Origin of the sequence: Oceanidesulfovibrio marinus, assembly GCF_013085545.1 — a bacterium.
Lineage (GTDB): Bacteria > Desulfobacterota > Desulfovibrionia > Desulfovibrionales > Desulfovibrionaceae > Oceanidesulfovibrio > Oceanidesulfovibrio marinus.
This window is the reverse complement of record NZ_CP039543.1, coordinates 857,617-883,896: the sequence shown is the minus strand read 5'-3', so window position 1 is coordinate 883,896 and position 26,280 is coordinate 857,617. Positions and strand designations below refer to the sequence as shown.

26 protein-coding genes and 1 tRNA gene are annotated in these 26,280 nt (G+C 61.3%); 13 read left to right on the top strand and 14 right to left on the bottom strand.

What is annotated here, in order from left to right:
- Positions 1-50 precede the first annotated feature (50 nt).
- Positions 51-836: an inositol monophosphatase family protein gene (locus E8L03_RS03920; protein WP_244963655.1), complete on the top strand. Its 786-nt coding sequence runs from the start codon at positions 51-53 to the stop codon at positions 834-836.
- Here the strand turns inward: E8L03_RS03920 and E8L03_RS03915 are convergent.
- Positions 826-1,389: an NUDIX hydrolase gene (locus E8L03_RS03915; protein ID WP_171266632.1), complete on the bottom strand. Its 564-nt coding sequence runs from the start codon at positions 1,387-1,389 to the stop codon at positions 826-828. The two genes, E8L03_RS03920 and E8L03_RS03915, sit on opposite strands and share 11 nt — an antisense overlap.
- A gap of 47 nt (positions 1,390-1,436) precedes the next feature.
- On the opposite strand from E8L03_RS03915, the gene rimI reads away from it, so the two are divergent.
- The 5 genes from rimI to E8L03_RS20875 all read left to right on the top strand — a co-directional run bounded on the left by rimI (position 1,437) and on the right by E8L03_RS20875 (position 5,367).
- Positions 1,437-1,973, top strand: coding sequence for a ribosomal protein S18-alanine N-acetyltransferase (gene rimI, locus E8L03_RS03910; protein WP_144234567.1), 537 nt, complete (start codon positions 1,437-1,439; stop codon positions 1,971-1,973).
- Entirely contained in the window at positions 1,970-2,722 is a 753-nt protein-coding gene (gene tpiA, locus E8L03_RS03905) for a triose-phosphate isomerase (protein ID WP_171266631.1), read from the top strand. The genes rimI and tpiA overlap by 4 nt, the downstream gene beginning before the upstream one ends.
- A gap of 96 nt (positions 2,723-2,818) precedes the next feature.
- Positions 2,819-3,262 (top strand): preprotein translocase subunit SecG, encoded by a 444-nt coding sequence (gene secG / locus E8L03_RS03900; RefSeq protein ID WP_171266630.1) that lies wholly within the window; start codon positions 2,819-2,821, stop codon positions 3,260-3,262.
- A gap of 14 nt (positions 3,263-3,276) precedes the next feature.
- Positions 3,277-3,363: transfer RNA gene (locus E8L03_RS03895), tRNA-Leu, on the top strand.
- A gap of 354 nt (positions 3,364-3,717) precedes the next feature.
- Positions 3,718-5,367, top strand: coding sequence for a PEGA domain-containing protein (locus E8L03_RS20875; protein WP_216367940.1), 1,650 nt, complete (start codon positions 3,718-3,720; stop codon positions 5,365-5,367).
- Between the two features lie 102 nt (positions 5,368-5,469).
- Here E8L03_RS20875 and E8L03_RS03880 read toward each other — a convergent pair whose 3' ends face one another.
- The 9 genes from E8L03_RS03880 to xerD form a co-directional block, all read right to left on the bottom strand.
- Complete coding sequence (locus tag E8L03_RS03880) at positions 5,470-6,081, bottom strand: flavodoxin family protein (RefSeq protein ID WP_144234564.1); 612 nt, start codon at positions 6,079-6,081, stop codon at positions 5,470-5,472.
- Between the two features lie 198 nt (positions 6,082-6,279).
- A complete protein-coding gene (gene lysA, locus E8L03_RS03875) occupies positions 6,280-7,536 on the bottom strand; it encodes a diaminopimelate decarboxylase (RefSeq protein WP_171266629.1) in 1,257 nt (418 codons plus the stop codon).
- Between the two features lie 279 nt (positions 7,537-7,815).
- Positions 7,816-10,500, bottom strand: a complete 2,685-nt coding sequence (mutS, locus tag E8L03_RS03870) for a DNA mismatch repair protein MutS (protein ID WP_244963654.1) — start codon at positions 10,498-10,500, stop codon at positions 7,816-7,818.
- Positions 10,501-10,599: 99 nt separating this feature from the next.
- On the bottom strand, positions 10,600-10,968 hold the full coding sequence (locus E8L03_RS03865; protein ID WP_144234561.1) for a LapA family protein: 369 nt from the start codon (positions 10,966-10,968) through the stop codon (positions 10,600-10,602).
- A 21-nt stretch (positions 10,969-10,989) separates the two neighbouring features.
- Complete coding sequence (locus E8L03_RS03860) at positions 10,990-11,481, bottom strand: HIT family protein (protein WP_144234560.1); 492 nt, start codon at positions 11,479-11,481, stop codon at positions 10,990-10,992.
- Between the two features lie 28 nt (positions 11,482-11,509).
- Complete coding sequence (locus E8L03_RS03855) at positions 11,510-11,977, bottom strand: TIGR00725 family protein (protein ID WP_171266628.1); 468 nt, start codon at positions 11,975-11,977, stop codon at positions 11,510-11,512.
- A gap of 239 nt (positions 11,978-12,216) precedes the next feature.
- Positions 12,217-13,152 (bottom strand): YitT family protein, encoded by a 936-nt coding sequence (locus E8L03_RS03850; RefSeq protein WP_171266627.1) that lies wholly within the window; start codon positions 13,150-13,152, stop codon positions 12,217-12,219.
- 178 nt (positions 13,153-13,330) lie between these two features.
- Complete coding sequence (locus tag E8L03_RS03845) at positions 13,331-16,084, bottom strand: CBS domain-containing protein (protein WP_144234557.1); 2,754 nt, start codon at positions 16,082-16,084, stop codon at positions 13,331-13,333.
- 190 nt (positions 16,085-16,274) lie between these two features.
- Positions 16,275-17,198 (bottom strand): site-specific tyrosine recombinase XerD, encoded by a 924-nt coding sequence (gene xerD / locus E8L03_RS03840; RefSeq protein WP_171266626.1) that lies wholly within the window; start codon positions 17,196-17,198, stop codon positions 16,275-16,277.
- A 235-nt stretch (positions 17,199-17,433) separates the two neighbouring features.
- On the opposite strand from xerD, the gene E8L03_RS03835 reads away from it, so the two are divergent.
- Genes E8L03_RS03835 through E8L03_RS03825 form a run of 3 tightly spaced genes read left to right on the top strand, consistent with a single transcriptional unit; the run spans position 17,434 to position 19,433 of the window.
- Entirely contained in the window at positions 17,434-18,606 is a 1,173-nt protein-coding gene (locus tag E8L03_RS03835) for a pyridoxal phosphate-dependent aminotransferase (protein ID WP_144234555.1), read from the top strand.
- Complete coding sequence (gene folK / locus E8L03_RS03830) at positions 18,603-19,112, top strand: 2-amino-4-hydroxy-6-hydroxymethyldihydropteridine diphosphokinase (protein ID WP_171266625.1); 510 nt, start codon at positions 18,603-18,605, stop codon at positions 19,110-19,112. Before E8L03_RS03835 ends, folK begins: the two co-directional genes overlap by 4 nt.
- Positions 19,113-19,124: 12 nt before the next feature.
- The gene (locus E8L03_RS03825) at positions 19,125-19,433 is read left to right on the top strand and encodes a transcriptional regulator (RefSeq protein WP_144234553.1); all 309 of its coding nucleotides are present in this window, start codon (positions 19,125-19,127) and stop codon (positions 19,431-19,433) included.
- A gap of 153 nt (positions 19,434-19,586) precedes the next feature.
- On the opposite strand, the gene E8L03_RS03820 is transcribed toward E8L03_RS03825, so the two are convergent.
- Together E8L03_RS03820 and E8L03_RS03815 are read right to left on the bottom strand one after the other, a co-directional pair.
- On the bottom strand, positions 19,587-19,979 hold the full coding sequence (locus E8L03_RS03820; protein ID WP_171266624.1) for a hypothetical protein: 393 nt from the start codon (positions 19,977-19,979) through the stop codon (positions 19,587-19,589).
- A 203-nt stretch (positions 19,980-20,182) separates the two neighbouring features.
- On the bottom strand, positions 20,183-20,845 hold the full coding sequence (locus E8L03_RS03815; RefSeq protein ID WP_171266623.1) for an O-methyltransferase: 663 nt from the start codon (positions 20,843-20,845) through the stop codon (positions 20,183-20,185).
- 96 nt (positions 20,846-20,941) lie between these two features.
- Between E8L03_RS03815 and E8L03_RS03810 the strand changes: the two genes are divergently transcribed.
- From E8L03_RS03810 to E8L03_RS03795, 4 genes are all read left to right on the top strand, one after another.
- Complete coding sequence (locus E8L03_RS03810; RefSeq protein WP_144234550.1) at positions 20,942-21,574, top strand: TetR/AcrR family transcriptional regulator; 633 nt, start codon at positions 20,942-20,944, stop codon at positions 21,572-21,574.
- A gap of 1,161 nt (positions 21,575-22,735) precedes the next feature.
- Positions 22,736-23,356, top strand: a complete 621-nt coding sequence (gene yedF / locus E8L03_RS03805) for a sulfurtransferase-like selenium metabolism protein YedF (RefSeq protein WP_171266622.1) — start codon at positions 22,736-22,738, stop codon at positions 23,354-23,356.
- Between the two features lie 181 nt (positions 23,357-23,537).
- A complete protein-coding gene (locus E8L03_RS03800) occupies positions 23,538-24,296 on the top strand; it encodes a pseudouridine synthase (protein WP_171266621.1) in 759 nt (252 codons plus the stop codon).
- 68 nt (positions 24,297-24,364) lie between these two features.
- Positions 24,365-24,799 (top strand): VOC family protein, encoded by a 435-nt coding sequence (locus tag E8L03_RS03795; RefSeq protein ID WP_171266620.1) that lies wholly within the window; start codon positions 24,365-24,367, stop codon positions 24,797-24,799.
- Positions 24,800-24,801: 2 nt separating this feature from the next.
- On the opposite strand, the gene E8L03_RS03790 is transcribed toward E8L03_RS03795, so the two are convergent.
- Both E8L03_RS03790 and lolA read right to left on the bottom strand, forming a co-directional pair.
- Positions 24,802-25,560: a LolA family protein gene (locus E8L03_RS03790; RefSeq protein ID WP_171266619.1), complete on the bottom strand. Its 759-nt coding sequence runs from the start codon at positions 25,558-25,560 to the stop codon at positions 24,802-24,804.
- A gap of 14 nt (positions 25,561-25,574) precedes the next feature.
- Positions 25,575-26,189 (bottom strand): outer membrane lipoprotein periplasmic chaperone LolA, encoded by a 615-nt coding sequence (gene lolA / locus E8L03_RS03785; protein ID WP_167512367.1) that lies wholly within the window; start codon positions 26,187-26,189, stop codon positions 25,575-25,577.
- Positions 26,190-26,280 lie beyond the last annotated feature (91 nt).

The following is a 26,280-nucleotide window of genomic DNA, read 5'->3' as shown; positions in this document are numbered from 1 at the left end:
CCTTCCAATCATCGCAGATCCGGCCGGGCCGGAGCCTTGGAGCGTGTCTCGTGGACATCGATCTTTCGAACATTGCCGCAGCAACGCAGGACGCCGTGCGCGAAGCCGGCGCCATCATCCGCACACAGTGGGACCAGCCCCGGCAGATTCGCCACAAGGGCCGCATCGATCTGGTGACCCAAACCGACGTGGCCGTGGAAGAGGCGCTGCGCAAAAGCTTGGGTGCCATCCTGCCCGAGGCTGCCTTTATGGGCGAGGAGGGCTCCAGCGCCACCAAGGTGGAGGGTCTGACCTGGGTGGTTGATCCTCTGGACGGCACCACCAACTACGCACATAAGCTGCCGTTCGTGGCCACGTCCGTGGCGCTGTGGACCGGAGAGGGCGTGGGCCTCGGCGTGGTGTATAATCCAATACTTGAAGAAATGTTCGTGGCGGTGCGCAGCCAAGGCGCTTTCCGGAATGGCGAGCGCATCGGCGTGACTGACACTGATTCTTTGCAGGACGCGCTGGTGGCCACGGGATTTCCCTATGACGTGGACAAGCAGGTGGGCCGCATCACCGCTTGGCTGGACGCTGTGCTGCCCGTCACACAGGGCGTGCGGCGCTACGGCTCGGCCGCGTTGGACCTCGCCTATCTCGCCTGCGGCAACTACGACGGCTACTATGAGATCAACCTGAAGCCGTGGGACATGGCGGCCGGCTGGCTGCTGGTGGAAGAGGCCGGCGGACGCGTGAGCGCTTTCGAACCAGACGCGCCGTTCACGCTGTTTTCGTCGTCGGTACTGGCCACCAACGGGCCCCTGCACGAGGCTATGCGCGCGTTGATTACGGAGTAAGCCGGGTCTCTGGAAAGAGCAGGCCGCGCTCCCAGAAGTAGACCAGGCCGGGGGTGAGCTGCTCGCGGAAGTTCTCCACCAGTGCGGCGGCCTCCTCCTGGTCTACGAAGAGACCACCCTCGGTCTCGTCGGACAGGGGCTGCGGTTCCTCGTCCACGGCGCCTGCCGAGAACAGGCTGACAAAGGCGTAGCCGGTGTGGTGGCTGGCCTCCACCGAAGCGATCATGGTGAGCCGGAGGCCGGTCAGGCCGAGCTCTTCATTCAGCTCCCGCGTGGCTGCGTCCAGGCGGGACTCCCCGGCGCGGACATGGCCCGTGGCCGAAAGATCGAGTCGGCCTGGATAGAGCTGTTTGGTGCGGCTGCGGCGCTGTAGATAGAGCCTGCCGGCGCGGTCGTACACCAATACGAGCACGGCGCGGCGGAAGAGGGATTGCTTGATGGCCGTGGCCAGCGGCATCACGGCAAAGGGCGTGTCGGTTTCGTCCACGATATCCACGAGCTCTATCTCAGCGGAAGGGGCCGGCAGCAGCGGTATATAGTAATGAGCAGACATTCGTGTGTTCCTGTATGGGCATGCGCAAGCAACCGCATTGAAAGGACATGACGGCAGACAGCGCCATATTTCGCAAGCTGGACGACAAGGACCTGCCCGAGCTGCTGGCTCTGGAGAGCGCATGCTTCTCCTGCCCGTGGGGGGAGGAGCAGTACTCCCTGGCTTTCAAGCAGAACATCTGCCACGTTTTCGGCCTGTTCGAGCCGTCCTCGCGCTTGTTGCCGGGCGCTCCAGACCACCTGGCCGCCTACGCCACCATATACCTGCTCCCTCCGGAGATGGAAATCCTGAACATCGCCGTGACCCCGGACATGCGGCGCAAGGGATACGGCAGGCGTCTTCTACGGCTTGTCTTGCAAATAGCACGTAAAATGGGCATACAAAGAACGTTTCTGGAAGTGCGTGAAAATAACATCGCTGCCCAGACGCTCTACGAGAGCATGGGCTTCGAGGCAGTCGGCGTCCGGCCCCATTACTATCCGGACACCGGCGAGGACGCACGACTCATGCGCCTGGAAATGGACTCGGAAAACGGCGACGGCGCCGCCGAACACGACTTGGACCAAGGAGACACGACCGAATGAAAAAGCTCATGGCCGCAAACTGGAAGATGTACAAGACTGCTGCCGACGCCGAGAAGACGGCGCGGGAGCTTGTCGAGGCGACGGACAACCTGCCCGAGGACCGGGAGGTCATGGTCTTCCCGCCGTTTACGGCCATCGCCGGAGTGGTGGAGGCCTTTGCCGGCAACGAGAACTTCATCGTGGGCGGCCAGAACTGCTACCCGGCGGATGAGGGCGCTTTTACCGGCGAAATCTCCCCGCGCATGCTGCTTGATCTCGGCTGCCGCAGCGTCCTGACCGGCCACTCCGAGCGGCGGCACATCCTGGGCGAGTCGGACGAGTTCGTAGGCAAGAAGACCGCCTTTGCACTGCGCTCCGGCCTGCATACCGTGCTCTGCATCGGCGAGACTCTGGAAGAACGCGAAGCCGGCGCCCTGACCGACGTGCTCTCCCGACAGCTCAAGGCCGGCCTGGCCGAGCTGGACAACGGCGTGAACCAGGAAATGTTCTCCGTGGCCTACGAGCCTGTCTGGGCCATTGGCACCGGCAAGACAGCCGGTCCGCCAGAGATACTGGAAGCGCATGGAATCGTTCGCAATATTCTGAGCGATCTCCTGCCCAAGACTGGCAAGAACATCCGCATTTTGTACGGCGGCAGCGTGAAGCCGGCCAACATCGGCGAGATCATCACCCTTGACAATGTGGAAGGGGTCTTGGTAGGAGGCGCGTCCTTGCAGGCAGACAGTTTCAGCCAGATTGTCCTTGGCTGAAAAAAGTTGAAAAAAACACTGGACGACGTTGCAAGTTTGATCTAGTAAAACTGGTCTTTCGCTGATGAGCGAACAAAGGATTTTGGAAGGGATTCCGTGCAAACACTGATCTTGGCATTACATATCATCGCCTGCCTCGTGCTCATCGTGGTGGTGCTCCTTCAATCCGGCAAGGAAGGGATGGGCGTCATCTTCGGAGGGGGCTCGAGCTCCCTGTTCGGTTCTTCCGGCGCAGGCGGTCTTCTCGCCAAGGTAACGGCAGTTGTCGCCGGTATCTTCCTGGCCACCTCGCTCGGCTACAACGTCATCACCAGCCCGACCAAGGTCGAGTCCAGCGTGATGGACGAGGCTCCGGTGCAAAGCCAGCCGCTCGACTTTGAGCATATGGGCAACGCCACGGAGCAGAACCAGAGCGCGGCTGAGCCCGCTGCCCAACCTTCCGAGGACAAGGCAGCCGACGAGCAGCCCGCACCGGCGAATGAAGACACAGGCGTCACTGCTCCCGAGCAACCTGCACAGCAGGGGAACGCCACAGAATAAGTCAGTACCCGCGTGCCGAAGTGGTGGAACTGGTAGACACGCTATCTTGAGGGGGTAGTGGACACCTGTCCGTGGGAGTTCGAGTCTCCCCTTCGGCACCATTTTTCATAAAAGCGGCCATGCCCATACCGGGCGTGGCCGCTTCCTTTTTGGATGAACCTCGGAACACCCCGGAGTTCCCACCAGCCGATCTGCGCGCACAATTCTTTTACAGAGGGCGTGCTTTGCAATCTCGATAAAGCTGACTGCCCCGCAGGGCTTACGTACCTCCCTTCCGATTCAGGAAATACCGTCGGCAACCGGTTCTGATGCATCATGATCCGCGAGTCGCAGTGGTCATCAAACCTTTCAATTCTGGTTGACTCCACAGCATAACACGGTATCACGAAAGGATGGTCGCAACGGGTTGGCATCTCCCCACAGAGCCATGCCCGCATCATCGAGAAGGAGACTGCATGCGCACACTACAGATATGGTTGATGATTCTTTTCAGTTCCCTTGTCTTTTGCCTGCCAGCCGCCGCGCAACAAAACGGCACCATTGTTATCGAAGCCACGCCGCCGGATGCGCTCATCCGCATCATGAACATTTCGCCGCCGTACGAGTCCGGCATGCAGCTGGAGCCCGGCACCTATGACGTCGAGGTGTCCAAGGAAGGCTACATCACCCAGCGCAGGGACGTCACCGTGAAGGGCGGCACGCAGAACCGCTTCAGCTTCGACCTCAAGGAAGCGCCGCCCGAGGGCGCGCTCTTTGTCCAGACTCAGCCCGCGGACGCCACCGTGCGCGTGATGAACATCGCCCCGGCCTACGAGGACGGCATATCCGTGCCGGCCGGCGATTATGATCTGGAGATATCCAAGTCCGGCTTCGCGACCATCACCAAGACCGTGACCGTCAAGGCCAATCAGGAGAACCGCTTCTCCTTCACCCTGACGGCGGAGGCCGCGGCCAACAACGCCTCGCAGACAACGACTCCGGCCCAGCCTGAGCAGAAGTCAGAGCCCGTAATCGAGCAGAAGCCGGAGCCCGTAGCCAAGAGCGGCACGCTCACCGTTGTGACCGAGCCCAAGGATGCCGAAATCCACATCATGAACATCAAGCCGGCCTATGAGGCGGGCATGCCCGTGTCGGCCGGTGATTACGATCTGAAGATTTCCAAGCCCGGCTACGTCACCCTGACGCACACCGTGACCGTGAAGGCCGGCCAGGACAACAGCTTCTCCTTCACTCTGGCTGCGGAGCCTGCCAAGGACGCCCAGGCCGTGACCGAGGCCGAGCAGAAGCCCGGACCCGGCACTACCAATGGAACCCTCACCGTGCAGACCGATCCCAAGAACGCCACGGTCCGCATCCTGAACATCAAGCCGCCCTACAAGGACGGCATCGAGCTGGAGCCCGGCGAGTACGCCATCGAGGTCTCGCATCCCGGCTACATGACCCGCTCCATGGACTACCAGGTGGAGGCCGGCAGCGAGAACACCCTGACGGTGAAGCTTGCGCCGGAGGAGACGGCCGCCGAGCAGACCCCTGTCAAGAAGACGCCGGCCATCGCCTCCGTGGTGCAGCTGGAGGAGTTCTCCAACAACGACCGCAAATGGTTCGAGGCCTCCACGCCGCAGGTGAACATCGCAGTGCAGGACGGCCACTACCACATCGACCACAAGGCAGGATCGGAAGGCTGGATTGCCTGGAATACCATGGACTTCGATCCCAAGAGCCAGTTTGTGATCGAGGCCGTGTTCAGAAAGGTGGATGGCGTGCTGGACTACGGCTACGGCGTCATCTGGGGCGTGACCAACAAGGGCGAGGCCTACAACAGCTTCCGCATCAGCGGCAACGGCCTGTACAGCTACCGCCAGGAGAAGGACGGCAAGGCCGACACGGTGATCGACTGGACGCCCAGCGACGCCATTGCGCCGGGCCTGGGCGCCACCAACACCATCCACATCCGCCGCAACGGCGATACCCTGGAGTTCTACGTGAACGGCGTGAAGGTTAATACGGCGCCGTACAAACCGGCCGGCGGCACCATGGTCGGTTTCAAGGTGGATAACCGCCAGGTCGTGGACGTGGACCAGCTCATGGTCGGCCTGGCCAAGTAGCCATCCGTTCAATAAGACAAAACAAAGGCCCGGGCGGTTGCGTCGTCCGGGCCTTTCGTTTGTTCGCACCATCGTGTTGCGGCGCCGAACAACCGCGCCAAGCTATGCCTCGCCGCGTCCCACCGGGTAGCTGTCGCGGTGCGGCACGGTGGCCTTGCCGAGCCAGTCGATGGCCTTGCCCAGGTGCTCGGCGTTGCGCATGCCTTCCTCATCGCCGGAAACTTCGCCCTTGTTCATGCCGTAGCCCATGTTCCAGTATGTGGAGCCGGGCACGATCATCTCGGACATCAGGTACATGTGGTTGATGGAGTCGAGCACGTGGGTGGCGCCGCCGCGGCGCACGGCCACAACGCCCGCGCCGATCTTGCCGCGCAGCAGGCCGCCGTTGGCTATGGAGACAAGGCCGGCGCGGTCCAGCACGCCTTTGCAATCGGAGCTGACGTCGGCAAAGTAGGTGGGCGAGCCCATGATGATGGCGTCCGCGCGGACGATCTTCTCCATGACGTCGTTGAACGCGTCGTTCTTTACGGCGCAACGCTGGTCCTTGTTTTCGAAGCACTTGTAGCAGGCGATGCAACCGCGCACCTTGTTGCCGCCCACCTGGACGATCTCGGTGTCCCAGCCGGCGTTCTTGAGCTGCTCGGTCACTTTTTCGAGCAGGACGCGCGTGTTGCCGTCTTTGCGCGGGCTGCCATTGATAGCCAGAGCGTACATGGTAATTTCCTCCAGAATTGTATGTGATTACAACGGACAGAAGACAAGAGGGACCATCGTATCAGGAAACCCCATCCTGGCAAGCGGGTAAATTCTATACCTTAATGTAGGATTTCCATACTGGTATGGTTGTACAAGAAAAAAGCCCCGGATGGAAACCATCCAGGGCCATTTCGTCAAGCATTGATTGAATGCAATTTAGATCTTGTCCAGGCAGCTCTTCTCGGCTTCCACGAGGTCTTCGTACGTCTCCCGGCGGCGCGCCAGGATAGCCTGGTCGCCGTCCACGAGGATCTCGGCTACACGGGGACGCGAGTTGTAGTTGGAGCTCATGGTAAAGCCGTAGGCACCGGCCGAGTAGACCGCCAGGAGCTCGCCGGACTCCACGGCAGGCAGGCTGCGCTCCCGCGCCAGGAAGTCGCCGGACTCGCAAATGGGGCCCACCACGTCCACCACGTGCTCGGGCCGGCCCTTGGGCGTAACCTCGCCGATGCGGTGGAACGAGCCGTACAGCGAGGGCCGCACCAAGTCATTCATGGCGCCATCCACGATGACGAACTCCTTGGTCTCACCGCCCTTGGTGTAGAGGACCTCAGTGACCAGGATGCCGGAGTTGCCGGCGATGACGCGGCCAGGCTCCAGGATGACCTTCATGGGCAGGCCGGCCAGCTTCTGCGTCAGGGCCTCGCCGAATGCCGAGGGGTGGGGCGGCTCTTCCTCGTCATAGGTGATGCCGAGCCCGCCGCCGAGGTCGAGGTACTGGATGTCCAGGCCCATGGCCGTGAGCTTGTCGCGGAAGGCCATAATCTTGTCCAGGGCCTCCAGGAAAGGATCGATGGAGGTGAGCTGCGAGCCGATGTGGCAGTCGATGCCCACGGGTTCGATGTGCTCCAGCTCTTTGGCCTTGGCGTACGCGGCCAGGGAGGACTCGATGTCCAGGCCGAACTTGGCCTTCTTCAGGCCGGTGGCAATGTAGGGGTGGGTCTTGGGGTCCACATCCGGGTTGATGCGCAGGCTGATGCGCGCCTTCTTGCCCATGTTCCCGGCGATTTCATTGATCTTTTCCAGCTCGGCCAGGGACTCCACATTGAACATCAGGATGTCCGCGGTCAGCGCCTCCTCAATCTCGTAGCTGCGTTTTCCCACGCCGGAGTAGACGATCTTGGACGGATCGACCCCGGCCTTAAGCGCGCGGTAGAGCTCGCCGCCGGAAACGATGTCCATGCCGGCGCCCATCTCCGCGAGGAGCTTCAGGATGCAGAGATTGGAGTTGGCCTTCACCGAGTAGCAGGTGAGGTGGTCCAGACCGGCAAAGGCGGAGTCAAAGGCCTCGAAATGCCGGCGAAATGTCTTGGCAGAGTAGATGTAGAGGGGCGATCCGAACTCCTTGACAAGGTCGGTAACACGGAGATCCTCGGCATAGAGCTCGCCGCCACGATGTTCAAAAAAATGCATATGTATCAGTCCTTGGCGTTTAGAGCATATTAGCCTTGAAAAGGTTTAGATGCTCTCATGCATTTATCTGAAACAACAGTAAGTTGTTTCAGATGGGAGTCTTGTTTCAAGACGAAAATGCGCTAATTCGAGCAAATTTGGCGGATGCGGCCAGGCGCTGTTCTCCGCTCTTGCCGGAAGACGTACCGCACGCGGCTGAAATATGTCCAATATATTGTTGCAGAATCAACGATATGAAAAAGATGTATGATCCTGCGGGACAGTTGTGGACCGTCAGTTTTATTCCAGGCGTTTTTTTAACGAACTCAGCATGTTGAGAGCTTCCAGCGGCGAGAGGGCGTCCAGATCCACGGACGCCAGACTCTCGGCGATCTGGTTCAGCAGCTCGGCGCGCTCCGGGGCAATATCCTCGAAGCCCGGAGGCTCCTCCGGAATCTCGTTCCTGTGTCCGGGCCGGTCCATGCCGGGCAGGGTGGTCGGGCAGGTCTCGATGCGGGTGAACGCACCGCGGTGGGACTCCCCGCGTTTGGCGCGCTCCTCCAGTTCGGCCAGAATGGCCTTGGCCCGCTGCACCACGCGCGGCGGCACCCCGGCCAGCTTGGCCACCTCGATGCCGTAGCTGCGATCGGACGGTCCGGGCACGAGCCGCCGCAGGAACACGATATCCCCGCCCCATTCCTTGACCGCGATGTTCAGATTGCGCACGCCAGGAATGGTGCCCTCCAGGCTGGTGAGCTCGTGGTAGTGGGTGGCGAAGAGGGTGCGCATGCCGTCGCCGCCGCGGGCTGCCAGCTCCTCCACCACGGACCAGGCCAGGGCCAAGCCGTCGAATGTGGATGTGCCGCGGCCTATCTCGTCCAGGATGATCAGACTGCGCTTGCCGGCCTGGCGCAGGATACGCGCGGTCTCGGTCATCTCCACCATGAAGGTGGACTGGCCCTGGGCCAGGTTGTCCGAGGCGCCCACGCGGGAGAAGATGCGGTCGGCCAGGCCCAGCGTTGCCTTGGACGCTGGCACAAAGGAGCCCATCTGCGCCAGAATGAGGATGAGCGCGGCCTGCCGTAGCACCGTGGACTTGCCCGCCATGTTCGGCCCGGTGATGAGCAGAATCTTGCGGTCCTCGTCCATGGCCAGATCGTTGGGGATGAAGTTGGCCGCGCCCTGCACGGCCTCCACCACGGGATGCCGTCCGCCGGAGATGTTCAGCTCCCGTCCCGTGGTCAGCTCCGGCCGGGTCCAGCTGTTCACGCGGGCCGCCTCGGCCAGGGCCTGCCAGTAGTCCACGGCCGCCAGCACGTCGGCCATGTACAGGAACCGCGGTCTGGCCTCGGCCACCTGGTCGCGCAGCTCCAGGAAGAGCTTGTACTCGAACCGCTTGCGCTCCTCGCTGGCATTCATCAGCTTCTCTTCCAGGCCCTTGAGCTCGTCGGTGGTGAAGCGCTCGGCATTGGCCAGGGTCTGGCGCCGCACGAACCGCTCTGGCGCATCGCCGCTCTGGCCGCGCGGCAGCTCGAAGAAGTAGCCGAACACGCGGTTGTAGCCCATCTTCAGCTTGGGCAGGCCGGTGTCCGCGCGTTCCCGCGCCAGGAGCTCGTCCAGGGCGGACTCGCCGTGCTCCGTGAGGTTCAGGAGCTCGTCCAGCTCAGGCCTGTATCCCTGGCGGAAGAGGCCGCCCTCGGTGATGACCGGCGGCGGGTTGTCCACCAGAGCCGCTTCGAGCAGGGCGTGGAAGTCGGAAAGGTCATCCCAGTTGGCCAGGATGGCGGCCAGGGCCTTGGGCGGGGGCGCGGCCTGGCCATGCTGCTCCAGGAGGTCCCGTACGCCGGGCAGCCGGGCGATGGAGGAGCGCAGTGCCGTGAAGTCCTTGGGTGTAGCGCGGCCCAGAAAGATGCGGGTGATGCAGCGCTCCAGGTCGTACACGGCATCCAGGGCCTCGCGGACCTTGGCGCGCAGGGTCTCGTCATCTGCGAACCAGGCCACGGCGTCCAGCGTCTCCTCGATGGGTCCGGCCTCGCGCCAGGGGTGCTTCAGGCGTTCGCGCAGCAGCCGGCCGCCCATGGGCGTCTTGGTCTTGTCCAGCACGTGGAGCAGGGTGCCCGGCCCGGTGCGGCCGTCCAGCCGGCGGAAGAGTTCCAGGTTGCGCTCGGTCACCTCGTCCAGCAGCAGGTGCTTGCCCAGGGTCAGCGGCTTGAACGGGGCCAGGTGCTCCAACTCGTGCTTCTGGGTCTGCACGCAGTAAAAGAGCAATCCGCCAAGCGCCCTGACCAGCTCGGGCTTGCCGGCCAGGTCGAGCACGGCGAGGTCGGCCACGCGTTGCGCCTTGCAGATGCGCTGCTCGGCTGCGGCGCCGTCAAAGGGGCCCTTGCCGGGCAGGCGCACGATCTGGGAAAAGTTCTGGGCCAGGGAAGCGGGAACCTCGTGCCCTTCCGGAACCAGCAGCTCGCGCGGGCCGATCTTCTGCGCCCACTGCCACAGCTCGGTCTCGCGTGCGGACTCGAACCCGGACCAGTCGCCCGTGGAGTAGTCCAACCAGCCAAGGCCGCCGCGGTTCTTGGAGGAGTTCCAGAACAGCGCGGCAAGGAAGTTGTGGTCCTTGGCCTCCAGGGAGTCTTCGTCCACAACAGTGGCCGGAGTGAGCACCCGGGTGACCGCGCGCTTGACCAGGCCCTTGGCCTCCTTGGGGTCTTCTATCTGATCGCAGATCGCGACCTTGAAGCCTTTCTGCAGGAGCTTGCCCAGATACTCCTTGGCAGCGTGGTGGGGCACGCCGCACATGGGCACGCGCGCCTCGTCGTTGGGGTTGCGGCTGGTAAGGGCGATGGAGAGCTCGCGCGCGGCGATCTCCGCGTCCTCAAAAAAAAGCTCGTAGAAATCACCCATACGATAGAACAGCAGCGCGTCGGGATACTCCTCCTTGATCCCGAGGTACTGCTCGAACATGGGTGTGAGTTTGACAGCGCTCATAGAATGGAAGACCCCGTACGCCGCGACGGGCGGCGCACGGGGCGTGTGTTTTCAGTGTGTGAGCCGGAGCTCCGGCAATACGCCGGACAGTCGGCCGGCTTAGGATTCGGCCGACTCGGAATCCGAATCATTCGAGGAGGAGCTCGTGTACGAAGAGGTGTAGCTCGTGGAGGAGGCGCGCTCGTTCTCCAGCTCGCGCTTCAACCGGTCACGCTCGTGGCGGAGGCTCTTGGCCGCGCCCTTGGAGCGCAGGTACTCGGTGAGCAGATAGATGAACATGAGCAGGCCGCCGAGGAGGAAGGCGCCCACAACGAGGAGGTAGAGCGGAAGCTGGCCCGTCTCCCAGGTAACCCAATGCAGGTCGAGCTTGAACAGCGTGCCGGATGTCAGCACGTCGGAGTTCTGCGCTGCGAAAAGCACAAGGAAGGCGACGATGACCAGGAGCAATATACCTTTGACGAAACGCATGTGTCCTCCTTTCGGCGGTTGTTATGTCCGGCTCGAATTCATGAAATGTGGTTTGAGCTTATCATAACTCGCGAGCAGATGCTCGGGAATGACGCGAGTCTCGGAAAAGACGGCCATGAACGAGGAGTCGCCATTCCAGCGTGGCACGAGGTGGAAGTGCAGGTGCTCGCGGATGCCGGCGCCTGCGGCCTCACCCATGTTCAGGCCGATGTTAATGCCTTCGCAGTTGAAGTGCTTCTTGAGGATTTCCGCGCAAAGCGAGATGAGGTCCATGGCCTCGTGCGTCTCGTGAGGCTCCAGCTCGTACAGGTTCATCACATGGCGGTAGGGTGTGACCAGCAGGTGCCCGTTGTTGTACGGGAACTTGTTCATGATCACGAAGTTGTGCTCGCCGCGATGGAGCACGAGGCGTTCACGGTCCTCGCGCGTATGATCCGGCAGGCAAAAGACGCACTCGTCAGGTTTGGGTCCCAGGATATAATCGATGCGCCACGGCGCCCAGAGGTTTTCCACGTGCAAAGTTCTCCGCTACATTCGTCGTTCAACGTGCGCCCACGATTTTAGTGAGCTCCATGACAGCCTCGGCCGGACTATGTGCGTAGATCAGCTCGTCAAAGCCGGAAAAACGCGCCAAGGCGACGACTTCTTTACCTGTTTTTTGCGACAAAGCCAATTCCGAGCGGGTTCCGGCGCCGCCTTCAAAGGCCAGCACTGCATCGCCGTTGAGTATCACAAGATAGTTGCGCATGGGGCCCAGGCCCGTGGCCACCGGCGTATCCACCCAGTCGTTGGCGTCGGCCGGATCGGAGGTGGGCAGTATGCCCACGGTGCTACCGCCTGCTTTCTTGGCGCCCTTGCACACGGCCTCCATCACGCCGCGCAGGCCGCCGCAGACAACGGTCCAGCCAGCCTCGGCCAGCAGGCGACCCGCTTCCAGCGCGAGCTCGTACTGCGGGCTGCCCGGCAGCGCATCGCCGGAGCCGATGCACGATATGCGTATGGTCTTCATGTCACTGCGCTCCATTGCTCCAGGCCACTCCGACTGTGGGGCAATCTACGGATAAAGGCCAGCAAGGGCAAGGTAGAAAACACGAACCGCACCAGCTGTAGAAAATATCCTGCTGATTGCGTTGCTGTGGAAGTTCAACCCCTCGCATATCTTTTGTACGCGTCAGCCTTGAACTTTTCTTGCGCCTTGCCAGCATGATTATCGAACAGCCTGCCGCAGTGGACTTTTTCAACAGGTTCTTATTCTTCTGTCTTGAGCTTGCGGAAGTTGAGCCCGCCGAACGCCTGCTGTGCAACGCCGATGACCATGAACGCCTTGGGATCGATCTTGGCCACGATATACTTGAGGTCATACACCCGCGAGCGCAGCACCGTACAGTAGATCATGGTGTGCGACTGCTGGGTATAGCCACCCGTGATATCCCAGAAGGATACGCCGCGCCGAAGCTCCGTCATCAGCGCATAGGTCAGGGGCTCTGGCTGGTCGGTAATAATCATGGCCGTGCGCACCTGGGATGTGCCTTCCAGAGTGAAGTCCGAGATGATTCCAGAGAGCACCAGCGTGAGAAAGGCCAGCAGCGCGGACTCCCAGGTAAAGACCACGCCCGCGGCGATGATTACCGAGAGGTCCGTGTACAGGTACGCCTGGGACATGGGAAAGCCGGTGGCGTTGTGCACCAGCCGCGCCGGGATGGAGGTGCCGCCCACGGTGCCGCCGTTGCGGAAGACCAGGCCCATGCCCACGCCGTAGAGAATGCCAGCGTATATGGCCGAGAGCAGGGCGTCGTCCGTGACCGGGAAGCGCCTGAGCACCTCGGGCAGGACGTGGCCGAAGATGTCCGTCAGGAACGAGAAGGCCACAACGGCCAGGATGGTGGAAAACAGGAACCGCCAGCGTCCGAGCTTGTAGAACCCCAGCACCAACAGAGGGATGTTGAGAACGAGGTACAGCGTGCCGGGTGGAAGAGCCGTGTACTTGTTGACGATGATCGCCAGGCCGGAGACGCCTCCGGCGGCGAGGTTGAAAGGCACCTGAAAGAGCGAGTAGCCCAGGGCGGCCAGAGCCGATCCGATAAGGATGAGCCATTGCTGCACCAGAATGCGGCGCACTCGGGTGCGCGGCGGCAGCGTGAGCTTTCTGTGGACTCGTTCGCGGGTACGCCGTGTGAACTTCATGAAAAAGACTCCTCGCGTCCTGCATGTTCCATGGACGCGGCAAAACAAGCGGAATCAGGGACAGGGCCGGTCAGAGGGTGATGTCGCATATCCTCATCCCCGCTTCCTCCGCCATTTTTCGGGGAGCAGGTCTAACAGCGCGGACGTGGAGTCGTCCACCCCGGATTCCGGACGGGAATCACTGCACTCGCTTTTTGCCGGAGCCCCCGCCACGGCGCATCTCCCGCACCAGACGCTCGGCATAGCCAAGCTCGGCCAACAGGGTGGGCGCCTGGCCATCCAGCTTGGCGGCCAGAACCTCACGCAGAATCTTGCCAAAATCCGGGCCGGGCTGCAGGCCCATGGCGATGAGGTCTTCGCCGGTGATCTCCAGCGCTTCGTGGGAGAGCTTGGTCAGATGCAGGGAGATGTGCTTGCGCAGATCCTCGTCCCCAGTGCGCGCCATGATGAACAGGATGCCCTCCAGGGGCAATGACTCCAGGATAAAGTAGAGGCCGCTGCGGGAGCCGTCCGCATACTTCCAGGTGTTGAGCCGATCGAGAGTCTCGACGCACAGCGAGCGGAGGTTCAGGAACTCCCGCCGTTCCCTGGGAGGAATGGCCAGTCTGGTGGCTACGCCGCGGGCGTCCTCGTCCGGAAAGCGCTCCGTGAGCCCCATGAGCACCAGGAGCCACTGCCGCGGGGCCGTGGGCTCGTACAGCAGGGCGTACCAGTTGAGGACCTTTTCGATCTCGCGCAGCAGCTTCTCCACGCGCTGGTTCATGCTGAAGGCCGGGTAGATGGCCTTGAGCACGTCGAACTCCTCCATGCGCAACAGATCCAGCAGGAAGTCCTTTTCCCGCAGCATGAGTTTGAGCTCGTTGAAGAGCCGCGCGCCCGAGAGCCGGTCCACGAGCTTGAGCTGGATGGCGTTCTTGATGAGTCGGGTGGTCTGCTTGCCGATGCGGAAGTGGAAGCGCTGCTCGAAGCGGATGGCGCGGAGGATACGCGTGGGGTCCTCCACAAAGGACAGCGAATGCAGCACGCGGATGACGCGTTCCTTGATGTCGCGCTGCGCGCCGAAGAAGTCCACGAGCCGGCCAAAGTCTTCCGGGTTGAGCTGCACGGCCAGGGCGTTGATGGTGAAGTCCCGGCGAAAGAGGTCCATCTTGATGGACGAAAGCTCCACCGTGGGCAGGGCGGCCGGGTACTCGTAGTACTCCAGACGCGCCGTGGCCACGTCCACCTTCTGCTCTTCCGGCGGCAGGCCGTTCTCGCCTTCCCCTGGCGGCGTGTACACGATGACCGCCGTGCGGAACTTCTTGTGCGCGCGCACGCGTCCCCCCAGCTTTTTGGCCAGGGCCCGGGCAAAGGCGATGCCGTCACCCTCCACCACGAGGTCCATGTCCAGCACGTCGCGCCGCAGCAGAAGATCGCGCACGAACCCGCCCACGGCAAATACCTGATGGTTCATGGACTCGGCCAGGCGGCCGGCTTCCTCCAGCAATTGCAGCCGGTGCTCGGACAGCCGTTCGCGCATCAGCGAGCGGATGCTGCGCTCCCTGGACCGCCGTTCCGGCAGCAGGGTCTCGGGAATGCGCGCCGGCTCCTCGATAAGGTGGTTGATGAGGTCCGTACGCGTGACCACGCCGACCACCATGCCGTCCTCCACCACCGGGCACAGCCGCTGGCCCATGCCCACAATGATCTCCATGACCGGGTAAAGGTCGCTGGCCGGGTTGATGACCTGGCAGTCGCGGGCCATGTAGGCGTCCACGGTCACCTGGCCCAGGCCGTGGGCCTTGGCCTTGTCCGCGGTGGCGTGGTCCAGGATGCCGGCGCAGGAGTCGTTCTCCCGTGCCAACACAGGCAAGGCCTTGAGGCCATACCGCGTCATGATCTCCACGGCCGCGTCGATGGGCTCGTCCTCGTGGATGGAGATGACCGGCGAGGTCATCAGGTCGCGCACCAGGCGCTGTGGGTTGATGTGCGAGTAGAGCAGGGCGAAGAGCTCGTCCTTGACCTGGGTGAGGGTGCGGTCCTTCACCGTGGCCGAGGCCGCGAACTCGTGCCCGCCGCCGCCCAGAGACTTGCAGATCACGCTCACGTCCACATCCGGAGTACGGCTGCGCGCCACCACGTGGACGCGGTCGCGCATCATGCCCAGGGCGAAAAGCACGCGGATATTCTCCATTTCCAGCAGCTTGTGCGCGAGCAAGGCGAAGTCGCCCATGAACTCGTCAATGGCGACCTCGGCCACCACCACGGGCACGCCGTTGATCTCGTGCGTCACTGCCGATTCCAGCAGGTCATTGAGGATGGAAATCTGCTCGGCCGTAAGATCGCGGTGCAGAATGTCCGTCACCACGTTCAGGTCCATGCCCTGGCTCTTCAGATACGCCCCGGCCAGAAAGTCGTGCTCTGTGGTGGAGGCGAAGGTGAACGAGCCCGTATCCTCGTAAATGCCCAGGGCCATCATCGTGGCCTCGTCCTCGGTGAGGCGGATGCCGCGCTTCTCGATCCGGTCCACCAGAATGGCCGTGGCCGATCCCCAGAACACCACGGCGCCGTCGTCATAGGCGATGTCCTCGCCTTCCTCGCTGGAGTCCGGATGGTGGTCCCAGACGTGCACTTTGACCTCGCCCTTGTCCGCGCGCTCCAGAATCGGCTCCACGTGCGCCAGCCGTGACCGCTGCCGCGTGTCCACCACCACCAGCGTCTCCACGCTGTCCGGGTCGATGTCCCGCGGGTTCTGGAAGTTGAACAGATACGTAGCCGACTGGATGAAGAAGTTGCGCAGGTTCTTCTCCTGACTGCCGGGAAAGGCCAGGGCCGCGCCCTCGTACAGCTTGCTCGCAGCGATCATCGCCGCCAGACAATCAAAGTCTGCGTTGACATGCGCGGTTATCACAACGGACGCCTTGATGCGCTCCTTCTTTTTCTTCTTGGACATAAGAGGGATAGGTACCTGCTCGCGTCGCTTTGGGCAATCAGTTGGTATGGAGAATATTAATCAACAGGGGGCATTTCCGAGGGCTCTGCCCTCGGGCACCCGCCAGGGGCAAAGGCCCCCTTTCTGGGGGTCTGGGGGCAGTATAACTGTTCCCCCAGCCGCCGGAGGCTTTCTTTATACGATCACTGCATCACTGGCTCCGCGGGTGATGGGCGCGATGGATGGCGGCCAGGCGGTGGGCCTGGACGTGGGTGTAGATCTCGGTGGCGCTGATATCGGCGTGGCCCAGGAGGATCTGCACGGTACGGAGGTCGGCGCCGCCTTCCAGGAGATGGGTGGCGAAGGTGTGGCGGAAGGTGTGCGGCGAGATATCCTTGGTGATGCCAACCTGGGCCGCGTACTTGCGAATGATCTTCCAGATGGCCACGCGGGAGAGCCCCTTGCCCGAGCGGTTGAGGAAGGCGGCGTCTTCCACCGGGGAAAAGGAGCTGCGCCAGGACTTCAAGTACTCGTTGAGGAAATCCTGCGCAATGTCGTGTATGGGGACGATCCGCTCCTTGCTGCCCTTGCCCCAGACTTTGACGAGACCGGCCTGGGGATCATAGTCCAGGGGCCGCAGGGAGATGAGCTCCGAGACGCGCAGACCGGCGGCGTAAAGGAGCTCAAGCATGGTGCGGTCGCGAAAGCCGAGCTTGGTGGAGAGGTCGCAAGCGCCGAGCAGGGCGCTGATCTCCTCGATGCTGAGCACGTTGGGCAGGTTGCGCGTGAGCTTGGGGTTTTCCAGGTTCTCGGCCGGGTTGGCGGGCAGAAGCTGCTCGTCGAAGAGGTAGCTGAAAAAGCCCCGGAGCGAGGACAATCGCCGCGCCATGGAGCGCGAGTTCATGCCCCGCGCGCGTTCGCGGACAATATAGTAGAGCAGGGAGTCCTCATCCACATCCTCCAGGCTGGAGCCGCGCTCCTGCAGGAAGGCGAGGAAGGTGCCGAGGTCGTGGGTGTAGGATTCCAGCGTGCGCTCGGCCAGTCCTTTTTCCACGAGCAGGTGCTCCAGGTAGCGGTCCAGCAGCGGGGAAGAGACGGCGTCGCTTGGGGATTCAGGGGCAGGGGGTTGGGGCATGGAGGCTCGGGCACGATGTTGACAGTTCTAAAAAACCTATTCTAGGAAAATCCGCGGTTGTAGACAATGACGTCTGTGCGGCGACGTCATCCATAGCATTCCAGTATGGATGGCTGCCCATCATTATATTGGACAGCATTCCCAGGGGTGCGTATCCAGAACGTTACCGTCTATCAGAACCTGACAATCCGCGCGATTTTGCAGAATCCGCGCAATCCAGACAAGGAAAGTGAACATGTCGAATTTCAAGTTTGCCAAGCGGATTGAGACGCTGCCGCCGTATCTCTTCGCCGAGATCGACCGGATCAAGGCCGAGGTCGCGGCGCGCGGCGTGGACATCATCAGCCTGGGCATTGGCGACAACGACTTGCCCACGCCCGATTTCATCATCGACGCCATGTGCGAGGCGGCGCGCAACCCGCGCTTCCATCGCTATCCCTCGTATGTCGGCCTGCTCGCGTTCCGCGAGGCCGTGGCCGAATGGTACAAAACACGCTTCGGCGTGGAAGATCTCGACCCCAAGACCGAGATCATCACCCTGATCGGCTCCAAGGAAGGCATCGCGCACTTCCCACTGGCATTTATCAATCCCGGCGATCTGACCCTGGTGTGCACGCCCAACTACCCGGTGCCGCCTGTGGCGGCCGGTTTCCTGGGCGGCGAAGTGGAGTTCCTGCCGCTGTACGAGGAAAACAACTTCCTCCCGGATCTCGACAAGGTGAGCGAGGAGACCTGGCGCCGCGCCAAGATGATCTACGTGAACTATCCGAACAACCCAACCTCGGCTGTTGCGCCGCGCGAGTTCTTCGAGAAGCTCGTTGGCCTGTGCCGCAAATACGAGGTGATCCTGATGCAGGACGCCGCGTACACCGAGGTGTACTACGACGAAGCCGACAAGCCCATGTCCGTGCTGGAGATTCCCGGCGCCAAGGACGTGGCCATCGAATTCCACTCCCTGTCCAAGACCTTCAACATGACCGGCTGGCGCCTGGGCATGGCCGTAGGCAACGCCACGCTGGTGAAGGGCCTGGGCAAGGTCAAGGAGAACGTGGACTCCGGCGCCTTCGAGGCCGTGCAGCAGGCTGGCATCGTGGCCTTGCAGCAGGGCGCGCCCTACACCGAGAAGTTCCGCGCCGTGTACCGCGAGCGCCGCGACGCCGTGCTGGCCGCGCTCAAGGAGGCCGGTATCGAGTATGTGGAGCCGAAGGCCACCTTCTATATCTGGGCCAAGGTGCCCAAGGGCTACGGCTCGTCGGCCGAGTTCGTCAGCCGCGTGATCCAGGAAAAGGGCGTTGTGCTCACCCCTGGCAACGGCTTCGGCGAGCCCGGCGAAGGCTGGTTCCGCATCTCCCTGACCATTGACACCCCGCGCCTCATGGAGGCGGTGGAGCGGATCAAAACACTGTGATCTACGTCGCCCTGGGCGCCAACATAGCCGGGCCAGCAGGCCCGCCCGAAGCGACCATCGCCGCCGCGCTGAAGCGTATTGCCCAGCGCGGCGGTTTGACGCTCGAACGCGCCTCGCGCATGTACCGGACCGAGCCGCAACACGTGCGCGCCCAGCCATGGTTCCTGAACCAGGTGGCCGCGTTCCGGCCGGTTGATAACGCAACGACGACGCCTGAAGACGTGTTGAATGTGCTGCAGGCCGTGGAGATGGAGCTGGGCCGCGATCGCTCGTGGGAGATCCGATTCGGACCGCGCGCCCTTGACCTGGACTTGCTGCTGTTCGACCAGGTGCGCATGCAGACGCCGCGGCTCACGCTGCCGCATCCGCGCATGCGCGACAGGGCGTTTGTGCTGGTGCCGCTTCTGGACATTGCGCCGGAGCTGGTGCTGCCGGACGGCACTCGCTTGAGCGAAGCCCTTGCCGGATTGCAGTATCGTGTCCATAATGATGTCATCCGCCAATAAAAAGGAGGCGAGATGCTGAAATTCGTCATCATAATCGGCGCGGCGTTCCTGCTGTATCGCATGTTTGCGAACGACCAGAAGAAAAAGAAGGACACCAAGGTCAAGGAACAGGTCAAGAGCGCTTCCCGCGGCGAGATGGTCCAGGACCCGGTCTGCGGCGCCTACGTCTCTGTGGACAGCGACATCCGCGTGCGTGAAGGAGACAAGGTGCACCGTTTCTGCAGCTTCGAGTGTCGGGACAAGTACATCAAACGCCTGGACCAGGGCCATTCCGCGCAGACCGAGTCCCAAACGGCCAGCGCGCAGAAAGAAAACGCCTGAAGAATCGCAAAGCTGCCATCTGTCGCGGCAGCGAATCCATGGTCCGGCGGTTGAGGCTGCCAGGACCCGAAAGCCATTGCACGAAAAGGCCGCCGGTTTGTCACGCCGGCGGCCTTTTTCATGATGAAACGAGACACGGTTTCGCGCGGCCGATTATTCAAGGAGCGAGAAACCACGCACCATGGCAGGGCCCAGGAAGGTCCAGATCAGGACAAGCACCCACAGCCGGCCCCTGGCAAGGTCGTAATCGGCCAGAAGCCGCGACCAGGGGTGTTTCAGCACATAGTGGCCGAACACGAACTCAAAGAGCACGGTCAGCGCGAGCCAGAACAATCCGATGGCAAAGGCCTCGGAATAGCTTGATATCTGCCAGAAAAAGCTGAGAATCCAGTAATAGACAGCGAACAGGATCGTGCCAGTGAGCGTGGAAAGCTGATGCGCCCGCAGCTCCGGTAGCCCTTTGCCGAAGGTCAGCTCGCGAGCAGCACCATTGGCGATGGCGATGGGGACGAGGATAAGCCAGTACAAGAACCAGAGTCCGACCATGGATGTCTATCCTTCATACATGATGAAGCCGCGCCTGGGATATTCTTGCGCGCGCGGCAAGGCTTGCGGCTTTTGCCTCGCCGCGCATTTCGAGGACATGCTGAGGGTGGCCGAAGCCTTTCCGGATGTCCAGCCTTAGCGAGTAAATCTCCAGGAACGGCTTCCATCACGCAAGCTCCAAGATTCCGTACAGATGACTTGGTTTAGAGCCGCATGGACAGCTCGATGTCTTCGGCGAACGGTGTGGACAGGTAGCCTCCTGTTGGCGAGTTCACACGCGCCAGGTAGTCGGGACTGTAGTCTGCATCGTCGGCGATGATGAGCGCCCCCGGCCTGAGACGGCTCTCCACCAGGCTCAGAACCTCGGAGTAGAGCGCTTTGGCGCCATCGAGAAGGAGCAGGTCGATCGATTCCGGAAGGTCGACGCTCAATGTTTGCAACGCATCGCCTTCGCGGATATCCACCAGGTCGATGAGCCCGCCGGACGTCAGGTTTTCTTTTGCCCGCGCCACTTTGGACGGCTCGAACTCGCTGGTGATCAGACGTCCGCCGCCATTGTCCCGCAACGCCGCGGCAAGGTGCAGAGTCGAGATGCCGAATGAGGTTCCGAACTCGACGATCGACCGCGCGCCGCAGCTCCGCGCCAGCATGTAGAGCAGGGTGCCTGTCTCTCGCGAGACGGCGAGGGGAAAGTCTTTCAGCCGTCCGTAAAAGTCCTGATAATCGGTTTTGCTCCGCATAAGCCGAGCCCGCTCTCCATCGGAGAGGTTTGCCGCCGCGAGGATCATCTCCTGGGAAGTTTCCTCCGCGCTCTTGAACAAACTTTCCAGCAACGGAGCAAGGGGGGTGGTAGTCAGGGTGGTCATTTAAGCCTCCGGTTTAAAAAGTTGACTCCTTTTTCAGGTCGGCTTAAAAATACGACTGATTATTCAGATTCACAATTCGCATTGGGGACATCGCGTATGACTGACCATCCAACTAGTGATATTTCTTTACGAAAACAGCCAAAGCAAGCTCGTTCTACGGAGCTTGTCTCCGTCATCTTGGAGGCTGCGGTTCAGGTTTTAGCCAAGGAAGGGATACAGCGTTTCACCACGGCGCGGGTGGCCGAAAAGGCCGGGGTCAGCGTCGGGTCGCTGTATCAATATTTTCCGAACAAGGCAGCGATCCTGTTTCGACTCCAGAGCGACGAATGGCGGCAAACGACCGCGTTGCTGCGCAGCATCCTGGAGGATGACCGGAGACCGCCGCTTGAACGGCTGCGCGCCTTGGTGCACGATTTCATTCGCTCGGAATGCGAGGAAGCCGAGATGCGCGTGGCGCTTAATGATGCGGCGCCGTACTATCGTGATGCGCCTGAGGCGAAGGAAGCGAGAGCATCCGAAGACGACATCGTCATGGTCTTCATGCGGGAGGCGTTGCCCACGGCCTCGGATGCGACCCGCGCGCTAGCGGCCGACCTGATCACAGCGACGCTCAGCTCGGGCGGTAAAAACTTTTCGGAAAGCCCTCGATCTCCCGAAGAGATCGAAACCTACGCCGACGCCATGGCCGACATGTTCTGCGCCTATCTGAGAAGTCTCGAACACGACTGAGCCAGGCTCAGAAATGCGCCTGGAACGAGCGATCGGTGTAAGGCCCGGAATATTGAGAAAAATTCGGCTTCGTATTTTGCCCAGAGAAGGCCGGAATGGACAGATCACGATAGATTGATCATGGCGCAGGCTTTTTTAAACGAGACGGCTCGACACGGCGAAAACTTGAGGAGAGCAATCTCTCACATACTAAAGTTAACATAATTTACATTATGAGACATAAACAAACACGCAGTGTGAGAGCCAAACTTGGTGTCCGGCTCGGAAGCGCCCAGCACTCTGAACATGCTCGTGCCCATCAGATACACCAAGCAATGATTTGCCGTAAAATATCATCTGCCATTAATGTCGCCAGTCTCGAAGATTATCCACCAAGACGATGATTACCATCTCGTCCACAAGCATGGCCAGATCATACTGCGGCGCGACGCTGAGTCTTAGAAGTCATATTCGATTCTTTCCATTCCGACTTGTTCGGAGAGCTCTGCGTGAGCAAGCTCCTGGCTGTCCACGCCATCAAGCCACAACGTCAACAGCATATTGAGAACTTCACGATAGACAGCCGGGATGACCGGCCTCGATTCTGGTCAAACGCTGATCGAGGAAAGATTCCAAAGGTCGGTAGTCTTTACCTTTGTAGCAGCCTCGTTTCGTACGGTTTTAACGTATACCAAGTAATCCACTTATTCCATACGCGCCAGCGAGGTGTGTGCCGTTAGTTCAATATATACGTACTACCCATTGACGCTTGCTATTCCTCTGAGCGAAAAACTTTCTGCCTCTCAACCCCAGTGCCTTTGTGTATTCATAGTATGGATCTCGCAAAAGTCATTACTAACTTGAATTGTTTAATATTTCTTCCAAAAAACGACGGCTGTTCTTGGCCCGAGCGAGCATCGTCCTAGGGAGTCGATCGGTCACTGCGGTCGCTAATCGTGAATAAAGGTCACATTTGACGAGCCTGTGTATACACTATTACTGTACTTGCACAGTTAACCCCAGAAGTACTTTCCCGGAGCTATCCCCACCTGCTCTATTCCCGCGCATCTGGATCTGCCCGCCCCCCATGCTCATCCTCCCGCCCTTTTGATGCTGTTGCTTTTTTGGGGCATGGTGGCAAAGTGGCTGGATACATCCACCATATATCTATGCGAGGTATTCATGAATACGACACTTGATTGCAAAGGTTTGGCCTGCCCGCAGCCAGTGCTGCGCTGTAAGCGATGTATCGAGGACGAGAGCCCGGACTCCATGGAAGTCGTCGTGGACAACGATGCCGCGCGGCAGAACGTCAGCCGGTACTTGCAGAATCAAGGGTACGCGGTGGAGGTTACCGAGGAAGACGGCCTCTTCCGTATTCTTGCCTCCCGCGAAGGCAGTGGCGGCGTGGCCAACGAGCCGTGCGGCTGCGAGGTCATGTCCACACAGGAGCTGGAGGAAGCTACCCAGCGCATTGTCGTTTTCCTCACGGCGGACACCATCGGCCGCGGCGATGACGAGCTTGGCGGAAAGCTCATGCTCAACTTCCTGTCCACTTTGCCGGAGCTGGGCGAGACCCTCTGGCGAATCGTCATAGTAAATGGCGGCGTACGCATGGCCACAAAGGGCAACCCGTGTCTGGAAAAGCTCGCCGCACTGGAAAGCGACGGCGCCCAGATCCTGGTGTGCGGCACATGCCTCGACCACTTCGACCTGCTCGACCAGAAGGCCGTCGGCGAGACTACCAACATGCTCGACGTCGTCACCTCCCTGCAGCTGGCAACCAAAGTCCTCCAGCCGTAACGTGGCCAGAAGACCTAAACAGCAGCCACCCTCCGCAAGGAACGGGCGCAAAGGACCGCAGCGCCGGCGGTCTCCTTCGTCGGACAATGGAGTATCTGCCAAACGCATTACAGAAAAGGAATCGCCGGCGATCCAGTCAAGTAAAGCTTTACGTCCTACCGAGGGTGAGCTGCCCTCCTCCATGCGCATCAACAAGGCCCTTGCCGCGGCCGGCGTGTGCTCTCGCCGCGCGGCGGATGAGCTGATCGCTTCCGGCACCGTACTGGTCAACGGCCAGCCGGCAGAACCCGGAATGCAGGTTTCGGCAAATGACGAGGTCACGGTGGAAGGCCGCGCTGTGGCTCTGCCGTTGGGCCAACGGACGACCTTCACCTACCTCCTGTGCAACAAGCCCAGAAAGTATGTCTCCACGGCCAGCGATCCTCAGGGCCGCCGTACGGTCCTGGATCTCGTACCGGCAGCGCACGCGGATACACGGCTCTATCCTGTGGGCCGGCTGGACTACGATTCCGAAGGGCTGATCCTGCTCACCAACAATGGCGAGCTGACGCACCGGCTGACCCATCCGAGCCATCATCTGCCAAAAACGTATCGGGTGAGCGTGGCTGGCCCTGTGAGCGAGAAACAGCTCCAGACCTTCCGCGCCGGGATGACCCTGGCCGAGGGGGACAAGGTGGCTCCGGTCGGGGTTGAAATAATTAAAGGAGCAAGGAACGGCGGAGATTCCACGCTGCTGGAAATGGTGCTCATCCAGGGCTTGAACCGCCAAATCAGGCGCATGTGCCGCGACGTGGGCCTTGAAGTGAAACGCCTTGTCCGCATCGGTCAGGGGCCGCTGAAGCTGGGCAGCCTGCGGCCGGGCGAATGCCGGCTGCTACGCGAGAATGAGACCACCGCCCTGCTCCGCGATTCTGGATTGGCAAAGCCTGGCAAGGATTGATAGGCAAGCGCTGCAGGATATTTTATCAACAATTGCTTTAATTAAAAATCGCATTTTCGGAGCTGAAAATGGAGCAACGACTCAGCATGGTGAGCCTGGGGGTCGAGTCTCTGGAGCGCGCCTCGAAGTTCTATGCGGCCATGGGCTTCGCCCCTGCCGGATGCAGCGATGAGCACATTGTCTTCTACCAGCTCAAGGGCATTGCCTTGGCGCTGTACCCGCGAGACCTTCTGGCCGAGGATGCACAGGTGCCGGCCGAAGGCAGCGGATTTTCCGGCATCACCCTGGCCTACAATGTTCGCGAGCGTGAGGAGGCGGACCGCGTGCTTGCCCAGGCCAAGGCCGCGGGCGGCACGGTGGTCAAGCCCGCGCAGGAGGTATTCTGGGGCGGGTACTCCGGATACTTCGCCGATCCGGACGGCCATCTGTGGGAGGTGTGCTGGAACCCGTTCTTCCCCATTGCGGAGGACGGCTCCATCATTGTTCCGGAATCGCTGAAGTAATCTCAGCGATCCGAGTTGAGAAAATCGCGCTCAACCATGGGCGTGTAGATGCGCGCATCGCTCGGGGGCTCGAAGTAGCCGTCGGGCCATTGCGCTCCGCGGCGATAGCCCTCCAGCTCGATAACCGCGAGCCGCGCGCCGTCGGCGTCCTTGACCACGGCGCGGCGCAGCCAGCCGCTCTCTTCCTCGATGTCGAACAGAACTTCGGTGACGTACGGCAAGGAATCCGCAGTAACCAGGCGGACACGAGCCAAGCCGTTGCCCAGCTCCTCCCGCGCGGTGGGCCGCAGGTAGGCCAGATAGCGCCGCATGCCCAGGAAAATCTCGTACGCCTGCGCTGGACGAAACGACGTATCGTCGCGATAACGGTACGCCTTGCCTTCATTCGGAAAGTACTCGAATTGCCCTTCGCCGCCCGCCATGTACACCTTTTGCGGCGGAGTTCCGAACTCCACGCGCAGGCGGCGCGGTCGCTCCAGGTCCACATGTCCCTTGATGGTATTCTCCGTGAGCACGCAGGATTCCACGAAAAAATCAGCGCTGAGCCGCTCGGCCGACTCATACGCCACGACCATACGATCGAGCAGCGCGGCGCCTGTCGGGTCGGCCTGCGCCGTTCCGGAGGAAGCTGGTTGGGCGGATGCCGCCGTCTGAGCCAAGGCCGGCATCGCCAACCACAGGGCCAGGACAACGAGAAGCCCGGCTAGACCGAGGCTCCACGTCCGATGCGCACGAAGGGAACAGCGAAGATCCTGCGTCATGACCTTCTGCGCCTCTACTGGGTGAGCGGCGTCTCCTGCGGAAGCGGAGCTCCCTGGGGCGCGCCTGTATTGTCGAAAACTTCTGCGTCCGGCGGCGGAGTGAACTGGAACTCGTCCTTCTTGAACGTGGGGTCGAGCTCCAGCTTGTCGAAGATCACCGTGTTCTCGTTGCCGTAGAAATCGAGGAGGGTTATCTTTTTGAAGAGCGCTTCCTTGGGCTCTACCCAGACGAACGCCTGCACGAGCCCCGGCTCCGGCATCTTGGGCACGAGGTCGAGCTTCACCAGGTCCTGCGCCTCCGGATCGGCGATCTGGGTCACGAAGAAGTCCTCTTCCAGGCTGGCCTTGCCGGAGATGAAGCGGAGCATGGTCTTGGAGTTCAGCAGCTCCTCCACATCATACTTATAGAGCGTCCCTTCCTCCGGGTAATAGTCCCAGACGAAGTCCTGCCCCACCATGAGCAGCTCCTTCTCGGGCGCCACGGTTTCCCAGCGGATAAGGTCCGGCTTTTTGAAAGCGATGACGCCGGTGCGCTCCTGCGTATCGCCGCTGGAGGTGTTCACGAGAATCTGCGTGAAATCGGCGCGGAAGCCGTCCAGTGTTTCATACCGCTTCTGGAGCGTCTTCATAAGCTCCGGGTTGGGGTCGCCTATAACTGTCGTTTGCGCATGAACCTGCGTCGCACCTAGCGTGAAACACAGAAGACAAAAAAATATCAGC

What these genes read in the sequence shown, in the direction of transcription:
- lysA (WP_171266629.1), bottom strand. Translation starts at nt 7,536, where the DNA reads ATGCATTTTTTTGAACATCGTGGCGGCGAGCTCTATGCCGAGGATCTC.
- E8L03_RS03850 (WP_171266627.1), bottom strand. Translation starts at nt 13,152, where the DNA reads ATGAAGTTCACACGGCGTACCCGCGAACGAGTCCACAGAAAGCTCACG.
- E8L03_RS03915 (WP_171266632.1), bottom strand. Translation starts at nt 1,389, where the DNA reads ATGTCTGCTCATTACTATATACCGCTGCTGCCGGCCCCTTCCGCTGAG.
- E8L03_RS03880 (WP_144234564.1), bottom strand. Translation starts at nt 6,081, where the DNA reads ATGTACGCTCTGGCTATCAATGGCAGCCCGCGCAAAGACGGCAACACG.
- lolA (WP_167512367.1), bottom strand. Translation starts at nt 26,189, where the DNA reads ATGAAGACGCTCCAGAAGCGGTATGAAACACTGGACGGCTTCCGCGCC.
- E8L03_RS03855 (WP_171266628.1), bottom strand. Translation starts at nt 11,977, where the DNA reads ATGAAGACCATACGCATATCGTGCATCGGCTCCGGCGATGCGCTGCCG.
- E8L03_RS03800 (WP_171266621.1), top strand. Translation starts at nt 23,538, where the DNA reads ATGCGCATCAACAAGGCCCTTGCCGCGGCCGGCGTGTGCTCTCGCCGC.
- tpiA (WP_171266631.1), top strand. Translation starts at nt 1,970, where the DNA reads ATGAAAAAGCTCATGGCCGCAAACTGGAAGATGTACAAGACTGCTGCC.
- rimI (WP_144234567.1), top strand. Translation starts at nt 1,437, where the DNA reads ATGACGGCAGACAGCGCCATATTTCGCAAGCTGGACGACAAGGACCTG.
- xerD (WP_171266626.1), bottom strand. Translation starts at nt 17,198, where the DNA reads ATGCCCCAACCCCCTGCCCCTGAATCCCCAAGCGACGCCGTCTCTTCC.
- mutS (WP_244963654.1), bottom strand. Translation starts at nt 10,500, where the DNA reads ATGAGCGCTGTCAAACTCACACCCATGTTCGAGCAGTACCTCGGGATC.
- E8L03_RS03795 (WP_171266620.1), top strand. Translation starts at nt 24,365, where the DNA reads ATGGAGCAACGACTCAGCATGGTGAGCCTGGGGGTCGAGTCTCTGGAG.
- yedF (WP_171266622.1), top strand. Translation starts at nt 22,736, where the DNA reads ATGAATACGACACTTGATTGCAAAGGTTTGGCCTGCCCGCAGCCAGTG.
- E8L03_RS03810 (WP_144234550.1), top strand. Translation starts at nt 20,942, where the DNA reads ATGACTGACCATCCAACTAGTGATATTTCTTTACGAAAACAGCCAAAG.
- E8L03_RS20875 (WP_216367940.1), top strand. Translation starts at nt 3,718, where the DNA reads ATGCGCACACTACAGATATGGTTGATGATTCTTTTCAGTTCCCTTGTC.
- E8L03_RS03825 (WP_144234553.1), top strand. Translation starts at nt 19,125, where the DNA reads ATGCTGAAATTCGTCATCATAATCGGCGCGGCGTTCCTGCTGTATCGC.
- E8L03_RS03815 (WP_171266623.1), bottom strand. Translation starts at nt 20,845, where the DNA reads ATGACCACCCTGACTACCACCCCCCTTGCTCCGTTGCTGGAAAGTTTG.
- E8L03_RS03835 (WP_144234555.1), top strand. Translation starts at nt 17,434, where the DNA reads ATGTCGAATTTCAAGTTTGCCAAGCGGATTGAGACGCTGCCGCCGTAT.
- E8L03_RS03845 (WP_144234557.1), bottom strand. Translation starts at nt 16,084, where the DNA reads ATGTCCAAGAAGAAAAAGAAGGAGCGCATCAAGGCGTCCGTTGTGATA.
- E8L03_RS03790 (WP_171266619.1), bottom strand. Translation starts at nt 25,560, where the DNA reads ATGACGCAGGATCTTCGCTGTTCCCTTCGTGCGCATCGGACGTGGAGC.
- E8L03_RS03865 (WP_144234561.1), bottom strand. Translation starts at nt 10,968, where the DNA reads ATGCGTTTCGTCAAAGGTATATTGCTCCTGGTCATCGTCGCCTTCCTT.
- E8L03_RS03820 (WP_171266624.1), bottom strand. Translation starts at nt 19,979, where the DNA reads ATGGTCGGACTCTGGTTCTTGTACTGGCTTATCCTCGTCCCCATCGCC.